We start from the raw sequence: 11984 nt of genomic DNA, 5'->3' as shown, positions 1-11984 counted from the left end.
TTGACAATACTAATACTACATTTAAAATAGGAAAATATAGTCAACGAGAAAAAACTTCTACATTTTGCAAAATATCTTTAAAATAGACTGTGTTCGACGATACTTTACGAAGGAAATGAGATGCGATTAACAAAACAAACAAATTATGCTCTTCGAATGCTCATGTATTGTGCAGATAATCAGGGAACTCTCAGTCGTGTTCCAGAAATCGCTAAAGCATATGCCGTTTCAGAGCTTTTTTTATTTAAAATCCTTCAGCTGCTTGTTCAAGCAGGTTTTATACAAACAGTGCGTGGACGCAATGGTGGAGTTAGATTGGCTAAACCCGCAGCAGAGATTTCAGTCGCTGATGTTGTGAAAGTAACAGAAGACAACTTTTCCCTCGCAGAATGTTTCGATACTGCAGAACCAACTTGCCCCTTGTTTGATTTTTGTGGTTTAAATACCGCACTTCAAAAAGCATTAAATGCTTTTTTTGAGGTGTTATCCGTGATATCCCTTGCTGATCTACAACAACCATCCTTTCAAAATCATTTTAAAATTAATGACAAAAAAGCAAACTAAGATTATAATACAAGGAGATTAAGTATTTCTATTGCAGCAATAATATTAGCCGCTGGACGGGGTGAAAGAGCAGGATCTCCCCATAAAATTCCAAAACAATATCGGCTTCTAGGACAAAAGCCAATTATTTATCATACCGTGCATTGTTTTTTGCAGCATCCAGCTATCACAACAATTATTCTTGTTATTCATCCAGAAGATCGTCAAATCTGTGAACAAGCTATTGACGATTTTAAAGAGCGCCTTATTATCGTTGAAGGAGGCAATACACGTCAAATCTCTACCTTATATGGACTTCAGGCACTCAAAAAATTTGCCCCCCAATATGTGCATATTCATGATGGTGCACGCCCTTTTATCGAAAACAAGCTTCTTAATAACATTCACAACACTATCACGCCTCAAGAAGGTGTTCTTCCTGTTCTGCCCATCTCTGATACCCTTAAACGTATAAATAATCAGCATGTTTTAGAAACAATTCCCCGTACCCATCTTTATAGTGCACAAACTCCACAGTGTTTTCCCTTTGAACATATCTTAGCGGCCCATAAACAAGCAAAACAAGCTTGCAAACAAGAATTCACTGACGATTCTGCAATTGCCGAATGGTTTGGAATTCCTATGCGTACCATTCCTGGGGATCCTAACAACATAAAAATTACATGGCATGAAGATTTTAATACTGCACATTTATATCTCCAAAAGAAAATGCAAATATTTCCTGATATTCGTACCGGCAATGGTTATGATGTTCACTCTTTTGAGGATGGTGATTTTCTTATATTATGTGGTATAAAAATCCCTTTTCATAAAAAATTAAATGGACACTCCGATGCGGATGTTGCTCTTCATGCATTAACAGATGCCCTTCTTGCAACTCAAGGTGCTGGAGATATCGGTACACATTTTCCTCCCTCTGATCCTCAATGGAAAAATGTATCATCAGAAATTTTTCTCCGTCATGCTCTTGATATTATAAAACAAGCAGGTGGTCGTATCGCCAATGTTGATATCACAATTATCGCTGAAAATCCTAAAATTAGTCCATATCGTCATGCCATGACAGAAAATCTTATAACAATACTTGCAATAACACCTGATCGAATCTCTATCAAAGCAACAACAAATGAAAGGCTTGGATTTATTGGTCGTGGTGAGGGAATTGCTGCTCTTGCAACAGTGAGCGTCCTTTATTCAGGAGAAATTCCCCAATGACATATCTTTGTGAAAAACACGCACATGAAGTCCTTAATACCTTTCGCCAAAAAGGTTTGCTGTTAACAACTGTAGAGTCTTGTACAGGGGGACTCATTGCTGCATGCCTCACAAATATTGCTGGATCGTCAGATGTTCTCGATTGTGGATTTGTTGTTTATTCAAATGAATCTAAAATACGCCTTGTTGGCGTTTGTGCTGAACTTATAAGAACCTATGGTGCCGTTTCAAAAGAAGTTGCTCTTGCAATGGCTGAGGGTGGATTAAAACATTCACAAGCTGACATTGCAGTTTCTGTAACAGGAATTGCTGGTCCAGGAGGTGCAAGTCTTGATAAACCTGTAGGACTTGTGCATTGCGCAGTTGCTTACAAAAACCACTCTCCCCTGCACAAAGAAATGCACTTTGCTCATCTTAATCGCAATGCTATCCGCCACGCAACTGTTGAAAATGCTTTTAAAATGATTCTGGAATTGCTTCACTGAATTCCCCATACTAATTTCAAAATTCTTTATTCCCCATCGTGTCTATAATCGTCAACATCTTGAAAAAATTTTATTGTATCACAACTTGAAAATGAAAGATCTGAATAGCGTAAAGTTATCTCACTTCAGTCCTGTGTAGGTTGAATTAATCAAATTTATTCACTTGCACGCCACAAGAGAAAAAACTGTATAAATAAAATGATTAAAGAAAGAGACACTTGTACTTCTCTCAAGTGCTAAGAGCTGGCACAACATCTTGAGAGATAGCAAATAAATGATACAGGAGGAATTCTTCATAAGTGTACAGATGTAGATTTTATATACTTTTACGAGAATCTATACTATTTATTATGAGCACTATTATGAAATGGGTATGACGCAAGCAGGTTCTATTTGGGCGTTTTGTTTAATGAGTGTGCATCCATTAAAAAAGAGAGAAACAAAAGCATGAAGCTGTGCATCATCTTCATCATTTAAAATGATATTCCTTCAATATACTTTTGAAAGCTGAATTAAAAACAAATAGTAAAGATGGAAACCGGTTTTCACCTTCACGCTGTTTAAGCAATAGGTATTGTTAAAAAATAACAGAATAGACTATGTTACCGTAGAGCCATAAATCTGATGCGCACGCTTCTCAAAAGCCTCGGTAAATTTACGAAACGCAATATCAAACATTGAGCCCATCACTAATCCAAGCGTTTTACTTTTAAACTCATAATCAATAAAAAACTCTACATTACATGCATTGGTATTTTCAATATCATGAAAGGCCCAACGATTTTCAAGATATTTGAATGGACCATCAATATATTTAACTTCTATAAGACTTTTTTCCGGCTGAAGAAATACTTGAGTCGTAAAAGTTTCACGAATAATCTTATAGCCAACGGTCATATCCGCAAGAAGCAATATTTTTTTTCCATATTCTTTTCGAGAACGTATTATTAAAGACTCACACATTGGTAAAAATTCAGGATAACGCTCAATATCTGAAACCAGATCAAACATTTCACTGGCACTATGGGTGATCTGCCGATGTATTGTAAAAATCGGCATAATTATCTCTGTAAGGAAAATTTTTCATCACGCGCTTTTTGCAAAATGGCAAAATCATCTCCAGCATGATGAGATGAACGCGTTAGAGGATTGGAGGCCATATGTAAAAATCCTTTTACTTTACCAATCTTGGCAAAAGACTCAAATTCTTCAGGAGGCACAAAACGAACAACTGGATGATGTTTTCGTGTAGGCTGCAAATATTGTCCAATTGTCATAAAGTCAACATCAGCAGCGCGCAAATCATCCATCAATTGCAAAACTTCATTTCGCTCCTCCCCGAGGCCAACCATAATTCCCGATTTTGTAAAAATTGTTGGATCAAGTTCTTTAACACGTTGTAACAAACGAATTGAATGAAAATAACGTGCCCCTGGACGGACCTTCAAATATTTAGAAGGAACTGTTTCTAAGTTATGATTAAAAACATCAGGCTTAGCAGCAACAACAACTTCTAAAGCGCCATCCTTATGACGAAAATCAGGTGTAAGAACTTCAATTGTTGTTTTAGGAGTTTTTTGACGAATCGCATAAATAACTTTTGCAAAATGCTCAGCACCACCATCAGCAAGATCATCACGATCAACAGATGTAATGACAACATGTTTTAATTCCATCCTTGCAACAGCATCAGCGACACGTTCTGGCTCATTATCATCAACGGCAAGTGGAATACCTGTTGCAACGTTACAAAAAGCACAAGCACGCGTACATATTTCACCTAAAATCATAAAGCTAGCATGCCTCTGGCTCCAACATTCGCCAATATTAGGACAACCAGCTTCTTCACATACAGTCACTAGCTTATGCGTACGTACAATACCATGTGTTTCCTTATAAATTGGTGATGTTGGCGCTTTTACACGAATCCAATCTGGCTTTTTTTGAACGCTTGTATCAGGACGATGTGCCTTTTCAGGATGACGCAATCGTCTATTTGCAACTCTATCAACAACCGTAACCATTTAAGCCTTTGCCTTATAAATACGAAGTAACAATCAAAAATATAAAACTTTTCATACAATCCAGTCATCAAGCGTTTAAAACTTGACCATAAGCATCTAATACACTTTCTTTCATCATTTCCGATAAGGTCGGATGTGGAAAGACAGTATGCATTAATTCTTCTTCTGTTGTTTCAAGATTCATAGCAATAACAAAACCCTGTATCAATTCTGTTACCTCAGCCCCTACCATATGGGCCCCGAGAAGCTGTCCTGTTTTTTTATCAAAAATCGTTTTTACTAACCCCTGATCTTCACCCAAAGCAATCGCCTTACCATTCGCAGCAAAAGAATAACGACCAATACGTATATCATAACCTGCTTCTTTTGCTGCCGCTTCTGAAAGCCCTACAGAGGCAACCTGTGGTGTACAATATGTACACCCTGGAATTTTTCTTTTATCAAGTGGATGAGCTCTTTTCAAACCTGCAAGATGCTCAATACATATCACACCTTCTTCTTCTGCTTTATGGGCCAACATAGGAGGGCCTGCTACATCACCAATAGCATAAATACCTTCCACCCCCGTCCAACTCCATTCATCAGTTACAATGCAGCCGCGATCGGTTTTTATTCCCAAAGCTTCTAAACCAAGATTCTCAATATTACCTTGCACCCCAACAGCGGAAATCAACCGGTCAACAGTCATTGACTCTATTTTACCTTGAACATCAATATGTACACTTACAGAATCGGAAGATTTTTCAACCTTTGTTACTTTTGCTTGACGAAGAATACGTAAACCTTTTTTCTCTAACTGTTTACGAGCAAACGTTGAAATTTCAATATCTTCAGCAGGCATGATATGGGGCATCATTTCAACAACAGTTACTGTCGCCCCCATATCATGATAAAAAGAAGCAAATTCAATGCCAATAGCCCCAGACCCTATAACCAAAAGCGATTTTGGCATTGCTGGCGGTATCATAGCTTCAAAATAAGTCCAAATGAGTTTTCCATCTGGCTCAATACCAGGAAGGACACGAGGACGTGCGCCCGTTGCAATAATGATATGCTTTGCTTGATAAGTTCCCTCCCCTAACGTCCCTTTAGGGACTGGATTTTGCGGTTGCATAATCGGTTTGGAGGATGAAGAAACCATAATTTCCGCAGGAAGGCTTCCCTTTGCTTCTTTAGTAAGCTTTGCTTCACCCCAGATAATATCAATTTTGTTTTTTTTCATTAAAAAACCAACACCAGCATTTAAACGTGCTGAAACACCCCGTGAACGTGCCACAACATCTTTGATGTTTGCCTCAATTGAACCATTAATTTTTAATCCATAATTTGTCGCATGTTCAGCAAAATGTTTCATTTCCGCTGAACGTAGAAGGGCCTTTGTTGGAATACATCCCCAATTTAAACAGATCCCTCCCAAATGTTCACGTTCAACAATCGCAGTCTTAAAGCCACATTGTGCTGCACGAATTGCGGTTACATATCCGCCTGGACCTGATCCAATCACAATTACATCATAAAGATTTGCCACAGTAATTCCTCCATGGATATATAAAAAACGGATATGCATTTTTTGAACTTAAGACTGTAAAACAACATGAGAGAATTATCTTATGTCTTTGCTTTAAGCTTCACGTAAATGCTTTACCCAAACCAGAAATAGCAATAACATTGCTCTTTAAACTCTTTAAATTTGTTTCTATTCTCCTAACACGCTTTCTCACAATTTACGTGAAGAACTGTTAAACAGTTCAAACCAACATTGCTAATGGATTTTCAATCATCTTCTTAAAAGTCCGCGCGAGCTCTGCTGCTAAAGCACCATCGACAGCACGATGATCCGCAGAAAGCGTAACTGACATAACTGTCGCAACAACTAATGCACCATTTTTAACAACGGCGCGTTGCTCCCCTGCACCAATCGCAAAAATCGTCGCATGCGGTGGATTAAGAATAGCCGAAAAACTTTTTATACCATACATCCCCATATTTGATACAGCTGTTGTTCCACCCTGATATTCTTCCATTTTTAACTTGCCCTCGCGCGCACGCTTTGCAAAATCCTTCATCTCTTTGGAAATAAGTGATAACGGCTTTTTCTCTGCATGGCGAATAATTGGTGTAATTAATCCATTGGGAATAGAAACAGCAACCCCAACATCACAATGTTTATGATGAAGCATCCCGCCTTCAAGCCAAGAAACATTCGCATCAGGAACCGCTTTCAAAGAAAGTGCGACAGCTTTGATCACCATATCATTAACAGAAAGCTTATAAGTAGGCTGAGTTTCTTCCTGCCCCTTAACCATTGGAGCAGCAGCATTTAGTTGTGTACGCAGTGCTAATAGCGCATCAAGTTCACAATCTACCGTTACATAGAAATGTGGGACTCTCTGTTTTGATTCCACCAAACGTGTCGCGATTGTTTTACGCATATTATTATGGGGAGCGAAGCTATATTCATCCTCTTTGAAGAGTTTCAATATCTGTTTGTCCGAAGCACCTGTAGCTATTAGCTCCCCTATCGATGATGAATAAGACACTTTAGACATATCGCTGCTCACAGCTTTTTCTACATCGCGCTTAATAATACGCCCATGCGGACCACTTCCAGAAATAAGGGATAAATCAAGACCTGCCTGAGATGCTAATCGCCGCGCTAAGGGAGAGGCAAAAAGACGAGCTTCCTTTTTATCTTGCTGTATTAATTGCCCAGTTGATGATTCGTGAGACATTTTTATTCCCTTTGAGTCCGTCTGTTTCAGAGAATCTGTCTGTTTGATGCCCTCTGGTTTTTGTCTTGTAGAAGAAGAGATTTCTTCTGCAACTTTTGCAGCTTCAGCTAAATCTTCACCTTCTTCTGCTAAAACAACAATTAAAGCATTTACTTTAACGCCTTGTGTTCCAGCAGGAACAACAATTTTAGCAACCCTACCTTCATCAACGGCTTCGACTTCCATTGTCGCTTTATCCGTCTCAATTTCAGCAATAACATCACCAGAGGAAACCTTATCTCCCTCCTTAATATTCCATTTTGTTAAATTTCCCTCTTCCATCGTAGGGGAAAGCGCTGGCATTGTAATTTTAATGGGCATTATGCTTTCCTCCGTTATGCTCTGTATGTCACAGCCTTAACGGCCTCAATAATTTCAGCAGTATTAGGCAAAGCCAACTTCTCAAGATTAGCGGCATAAGGCATCGGAACATCTTTACCAGAAATCGTAGCAATTGGTGCATCAAGATAGTCAAAAGCCTGCTGCATAACACGCGTTGCTATTTCAGTTCCCACAGATGACTGAGGAAATCCCTCTTCAATTGTTACCAAACGACCTGTTTTTTTAACTGACGAAAGAATTGTTGGAAGATCCATCGGGCGAATGGTTCGTAAATCAATCAATTCAACATCAATACCAAGTTTTTCAATTTCTGGTAACGCTTGAACAGCATAATGCATCCCAATTCCACATGCAACAATCGTCACATCTTGTCCAGACTTATGAATACGTGCCTTACCAATAGGCAAAAGAAAATCATCCAGTTGAGGAACATCAAATTGATGCCCATACAAAATCTCATTTTCAAGGAAAATAACAGGATTATCATCACGAATAGCAGATTTCAGCAAACCTTTTGCATCTGCAGCACTATAAGGCATGACAACTTTCAAACCTGGTACATGACTATACCATGCAGCATAACATTGAGAATGTTGAGCACCAACACGGGCAGCCGCGCCATTGGGACCTCGGAAAACCATAGGAGCGGTCATTTGTCCACCAGACATATAACGTGTTTTGGCTGCTGAGTTAATAATTTGGTCCATCGCCTGCATCGCAAAATTAAAGGTCATAAACTCGACAATAGGACGTAACCCACCAAAAGCAGCCCCGACAGCCAGCCCAGCAAAGCCGTGTTCTGTAATTGGGGTATCAATAACTCGGCGTTCTCCGAATTCTTCCAACAAACCTTGACTAACCTTATAGGCACCTTGATATTGCGCGACTTCTTCCCCCATAAGAAAAACTGTTTCATCACGCCGCATTTCTTCAGCCAAAGCCTGATTAAGCGCTTCACGAACTGTCATTGTAACCATTTGTGTTCCCGCTGGAATATCAAAATTAAGAGATGTATCAAAAGTAGGAGCAGCCTGCGGAACTGACAAAGGCAGAGAAAGAGCAGATTCCTTAGTTTTTTGTGCTGTATCAGTAGGTTGCGAAATATCCTCAGCACGCTCACCTTCTTCTAACAAAATTGCAATAACAGTGTTAACCCTTACGCCTTCTGAACCTTCAGGCACAAAAATTTTACCAAGAGTACCTTCATCAACGGCCTCTACTTCCATTGTAGCCTTATCCGTTTCAATTTCAGCAATAACATCGCCAGAGCTAACCTTATCACCTTCTTTCTTGAGCCATTTAGACAGTTTACCTTCTTCCATAGTTGGTGAAAGCGTCGGCATCAAAATATCAATAGACATACTTGCTTCCCTCGCATCAAACTAAAATATCAGTATAGAGCTCAGAAGCATCTGGCTCTTGATCACTTTGTGCAAAATCTACCGCATCAGCAACAATTGCACGGACCTCTTTCTCAATAGATTTTAAATCGTCTTCGCTCGCCCAATTTTTTTTAAGAATCCGACTTTTTACTTGATCAATCGGATCGTGCTCCTCTTTTATTTTTTGGACTTCTTCCTTTGAACGATATTTTGCTGGATCAGACATGGAATGACCACGATAGCGATAGGTCTGCATATCAAGAATGATCGGTCCTTTACCTGAGCGTGCCCAAGAAATTGCTTCATCAGCAGCTCCTTTTACTGATCGAACATCCATACCGTCAACAACAATACCTGGAATTTCAAAAGAAAGACCACGTCGTGAAAAATCAGTTTCTGCAGATGCACGTGAAACTGACGTTCCCATAGCATACTGATTGTTTTCAATAATATAAACAACGGGAAGCTTCCAAAGTGAAGCCATATTAAAACTCTCGTAAACCTGCCCCTGATTTGCAGCACCATCACCAAAATAAACCAATGTCACATTATCTTTACCAAGGTACTGATTCGAAAATGCCAAACCTGAACCAATGGGAACCTGCGCACCAACAATACCATGTCCCCCATAAAAGTTCTTTTCTTTAGAGAACATATGCATCGAGCCACCTTTCCCTTTGGAAAAGCCACCTTGACGTCCCGTTAATTCTGCCATAACACCACGCGGACTCATCCCAACCGCTAACATATGACCATGATCACGGTAAGACGTAATAACCTGATCACCTTCTTTTGCCGCTTTCAATGTTCCTATAACAACGGCTTCCTGACCAATATAAAGGTGACAAAATCCCCCAATAAGCCCCATACCATAAAGTTGTCCTGCTTTTTCTTCAAAACGGCGAATTAAAAGCATTTCACGATAAGCATCAAGTTCTTCTTCTTTTGTAAAATCTGCTATTGGTGCTTTCTTTGTGGTGCTTGATAATGCAGTGCGCGCCACCGACGCAGAATTTTTTTTAAGTCGTTCTGCCATATTAAACTCCCTTTTATGATTATTTAGGAATAACCTTTACGAACAAAAGTTACAAGCCTTATCAATCCGGCTTAAACAATATCATTGCTGATTGTTGTTTAAATTAAGCGATTTTTCATTTACCTTTAGTATCAATTTCAAGGTATTAAGATTGTCAGTTCATTTGGCTTAGAAAAGTTCAAATTCTTTCGGACATACTCATCCAACATATCTTTTTCTATATGCCCGTTGCGTAAAAGAGAAATACGCTTTTCCATGAATATCCGCTCAGCTTCTATTTTATGAAGCTCCTTTTCTAATTCGCTAATATGCTGATTAACTTCACTGCGTGAATACAATCCATACTCACCATGATAAATGTGATAACTGAAATAGCTTAAGACTCCCACCGTCATAAGAGGTAGTACAAAGCGTACTTTGATTGATCGACGTTTCTGCTTTGTCCACATAAAATAGCACAGTCTTTACAGCAAAATTTCTTGATATTTTGCCCAACTATGCATGATTTTGATTAATACCTCATTACCAAATCTACACCAAAATAATTTGTTATTTCAATTTATCCCCCCCCTTAATACGATCAAAGTAAGTTGAATGCCTCACTTTTTATATTATAAATATTGGATATCCTCTAATTTGTAGCTTTTTTCCTAAAATTTCCTGTTAAAATAAGAATAAAATCAATCAATACCCAAGGTATAATTATAAAAATAATCCCTATAAGCCCTATCCCCATAAATAGTAGACCTATTGTACTTAGTATAGTTATAAGAAGCATTACAATGCCTGTTATAATTTTACCAACCATAAAACGATGAATCCCCAATGCACCAAAACACAAGCAAACGATCGCTAACAACATTTTTGATTGTTGTGGCTGCCCTGCTGACAAGATAGGGAAAACAGACTTAATAGTATCCCCTTCACAGACAAAATCAACCATATCACCAACCTTTGGTGGCTTTTTTCCTGACCAATTCCTACTCAAGAACTGATAACGCTTACCATCACCACCTGAAACGAAATAATTTCCTTGATCCTGACTAATAATTTTACCTTTCATCTTCACCACCTATAAAATTGTTATGCATAAAGAAGCTTTTCTTCTAATATGATAATATGTTGGATAAACCTCACTGCATGAATACGATCTGTACTCACAGTGATATACGACATTTAAAAAAGCCTAAAATCCCCCAACAACTTAAAATTCCCGCATTTATAAGTGGCAATACAAAGCACGCTGTTCGATTTGTACTTTTGTTTTTTATATGAAATAGTACATTCTTTTTCAATATTTTTATTTAAATACCCATAATTTTATTTAATATTTAACATTAAAGACATAGAATAAAATAACTTACATTATTAAATTAATATATTGATAAATATAAATAAAATTATTTATTTATATTAAAATTTTGTCGAGTTGCTATAACTTGGTAATTTTATTGCCATCTGCATCTCTAAAATATCCAGATAAAATAACTATAAAATCAATAAATGACCACAGTATATTGATAAGAATTCCTATACCTGTTACATTTATGAGAAGCATTACGATACCCGTTCCAATTTTACCAGCCATAAAGCGGTGAATACCCAACCATCCCAAAAAAAAACAAATAACTGCCAGACCTAATCTTGATTGCTCTGATTCTTTTTGACTCAAGAGAGGGAGAACAGATTTAACAACATTATCTTCATATACAAAATCAACAATATCCCCTATACTCGGTGGTTTTTTTCCTAACCAATTCCAATCCTCAAATTGATAACGCTTATCATCACCTCCCGAAACGAGATAAACTCCTTGATCTTGACCAATAATTTTACCCTTCATCCTTGCCCACCTATAAAGCTGCTCCTTATGTGTTATTCATAAAGAGATTATTTCTTTTTATAATATGTTGATTAACCTCACGACGTAAATAAAATTTGTAGCAGCCGTGATAAACATGAAATTAAAATAGTTTTGTCCCCCCAATGATCTAACGCTTTCTGCTGCTATAAGCAGCAATACAAAACAACCTTAGTTGATTTACGTCGTTGTTTTACCCACATAAAATAGCACAGTCTTTTTCAATACTTTTATTCAGCTGTGCATATTTCTCTTAATATCTCACATTAAAGAAATAGAATACAATAATCCTGCATTATGCAAC

At 38.0% G+C, this 11984-nt stretch carries 12 protein-coding genes; 3 read left to right on the top strand and 9 right to left on the bottom strand.

Features of this window, described 5'->3' with window-relative positions; genetic code table 11:
- Positions 1–120: 120 nt before the first annotated feature.
- The 3 genes from rirA to ACFINE_RS01070 are packed head-to-tail and all read left to right on the top strand — an operon-like array spanning position 121 to position 2264.
- Complete coding sequence (rirA, locus tag ACFINE_RS01080; RefSeq protein WP_375611276.1) at positions 121–564, top strand: iron-responsive transcriptional regulator RirA; 444 nt, start codon at positions 121–123, stop codon at positions 562–564.
- Between the two features lie 24 nt (positions 565–588).
- Complete coding sequence (locus ACFINE_RS01075; RefSeq protein ID WP_375620814.1) at positions 589–1779, top strand: bifunctional 2-C-methyl-D-erythritol 4-phosphate cytidylyltransferase/2-C-methyl-D-erythritol 2,4-cyclodiphosphate synthase; 1191 nt, start codon at positions 589–591, stop codon at positions 1777–1779.
- Positions 1776–2264: a CinA family protein gene (locus tag ACFINE_RS01070; protein ID WP_375620769.1), complete on the top strand. Its 489-nt coding sequence runs from the start codon at positions 1776–1778 to the stop codon at positions 2262–2264. Before ACFINE_RS01075 ends, ACFINE_RS01070 begins: the two co-directional genes overlap by 4 nt.
- A 597-nt stretch (positions 2265–2861) precedes the next feature.
- Here ACFINE_RS01070 and ACFINE_RS01065 read toward each other — a convergent pair.
- The 9 genes from ACFINE_RS01065 to ACFINE_RS01025 all read right to left on the bottom strand — a co-directional run bounded on the left by ACFINE_RS01065 (position 2862) and on the right by ACFINE_RS01025 (position 11662).
- Positions 2862–3323, bottom strand: coding sequence for a type II toxin-antitoxin system RatA family toxin (locus ACFINE_RS01065; protein WP_273791149.1), 462 nt, complete (start codon positions 3321–3323; stop codon positions 2862–2864).
- A 2-nt stretch (positions 3324–3325) separates the two neighbouring features.
- Positions 3326–4288: a lipoyl synthase gene (lipA, locus tag ACFINE_RS01060; RefSeq protein ID WP_375611273.1), complete on the bottom strand. Its 963-nt coding sequence runs from the start codon at positions 4286–4288 to the stop codon at positions 3326–3328.
- Positions 4289–4355: 67 nt separating this feature from the next.
- A complete protein-coding gene (gene lpdA, locus ACFINE_RS01055; RefSeq protein WP_375620768.1) occupies positions 4356–5816 on the bottom strand; it encodes a dihydrolipoyl dehydrogenase in 1461 nt (486 codons plus the stop codon).
- Between the two features lie 220 nt (positions 5817–6036).
- Positions 6037–7380, bottom strand: coding sequence for a pyruvate dehydrogenase complex dihydrolipoamide acetyltransferase (locus ACFINE_RS01050; protein ID WP_375612899.1), 1344 nt, complete (start codon positions 7378–7380; stop codon positions 6037–6039).
- A 14-nt stretch (positions 7381–7394) separates the two neighbouring features.
- Complete coding sequence (locus ACFINE_RS01045) at positions 7395–8762, bottom strand: pyruvate dehydrogenase complex E1 component subunit beta (protein ID WP_375620767.1); 1368 nt, start codon at positions 8760–8762, stop codon at positions 7395–7397.
- A gap of 16 nt (positions 8763–8778) precedes the next feature.
- Positions 8779–9819, bottom strand: coding sequence for a pyruvate dehydrogenase (acetyl-transferring) E1 component subunit alpha (gene pdhA, locus ACFINE_RS01040; protein WP_375620766.1), 1041 nt, complete (start codon positions 9817–9819; stop codon positions 8779–8781).
- 137 nt (positions 9820–9956) lie between these two features.
- Positions 9957–10268 (bottom strand): septum formation initiator family protein, encoded by a 312-nt coding sequence (locus ACFINE_RS01035; RefSeq protein ID WP_012754998.1) that lies wholly within the window; start codon positions 10266–10268, stop codon positions 9957–9959.
- Between the two features lie 182 nt (positions 10269–10450).
- Positions 10451–10882 carry a hypothetical protein gene (locus ACFINE_RS01030; protein ID WP_375620765.1) on the bottom strand — a complete coding sequence of 144 codons (432 nt, stop codon included), beginning with the start codon at positions 10880–10882 and terminating at the stop codon, positions 10451–10453.
- A 369-nt stretch (positions 10883–11251) separates the two neighbouring features.
- Entirely contained in the window at positions 11252–11662 is a 411-nt protein-coding gene (locus ACFINE_RS01025) for a TM2 domain-containing protein (protein WP_375620764.1), read from the bottom strand.
- Positions 11663–11984: the final 322 nt, after the last annotated feature.

The organism is Bartonella sp. AA97HXZ (assembly GCF_042196985.1).
In the GTDB taxonomy this organism is placed as follows: domain Bacteria; phylum Pseudomonadota; class Alphaproteobacteria; order Rhizobiales; family Rhizobiaceae; genus Bartonella.
This window is presented reverse-complemented; position numbering and strand designations above follow the sequence as displayed.

What these genes read in the sequence shown, in the direction of transcription:
- ACFINE_RS01050 (WP_375612899.1), bottom strand. Translation starts at nt 7,380, where the DNA reads ATGCCCATTAAAATTACAATGCCAGCGCTTTCCCCTACGATGGAAGAG.
- ACFINE_RS01035 (WP_012754998.1), bottom strand. Translation starts at nt 10,268, where the DNA reads ATGTGGACAAAGCAGAAACGTCGATCAATCAAAGTACGCTTTGTACTA.
- ACFINE_RS01045 (WP_375620767.1), bottom strand. Translation starts at nt 8,762, where the DNA reads ATGTCTATTGATATTTTGATGCCGACGCTTTCACCAACTATGGAAGAA.
- lipA (WP_375611273.1), bottom strand. Translation starts at nt 4,288, where the DNA reads ATGGTTACGGTTGTTGATAGAGTTGCAAATAGACGATTGCGTCATCCT.
- ACFINE_RS01065 (WP_273791149.1), bottom strand. Translation starts at nt 3,323, where the DNA reads ATGCCGATTTTTACAATACATCGGCAGATCACCCATAGTGCCAGTGAA.
- pdhA (WP_375620766.1), bottom strand. Translation starts at nt 9,819, where the DNA reads ATGGCAGAACGACTTAAAAAAAATTCTGCGTCGGTGGCGCGCACTGCA.
- rirA (WP_375611276.1), top strand. Translation starts at nt 121, where the DNA reads ATGCGATTAACAAAACAAACAAATTATGCTCTTCGAATGCTCATGTAT.
- ACFINE_RS01025 (WP_375620764.1), bottom strand. Translation starts at nt 11,662, where the DNA reads ATGAAGGGTAAAATTATTGGTCAAGATCAAGGAGTTTATCTCGTTTCG.
- ACFINE_RS01030 (WP_375620765.1), bottom strand. Translation starts at nt 10,882, where the DNA reads ATGAAAGGTAAAATTATTAGTCAGGATCAAGGAAATTATTTCGTTTCA.
- ACFINE_RS01070 (WP_375620769.1), top strand. Translation starts at nt 1,776, where the DNA reads ATGACATATCTTTGTGAAAAACACGCACATGAAGTCCTTAATACCTTT.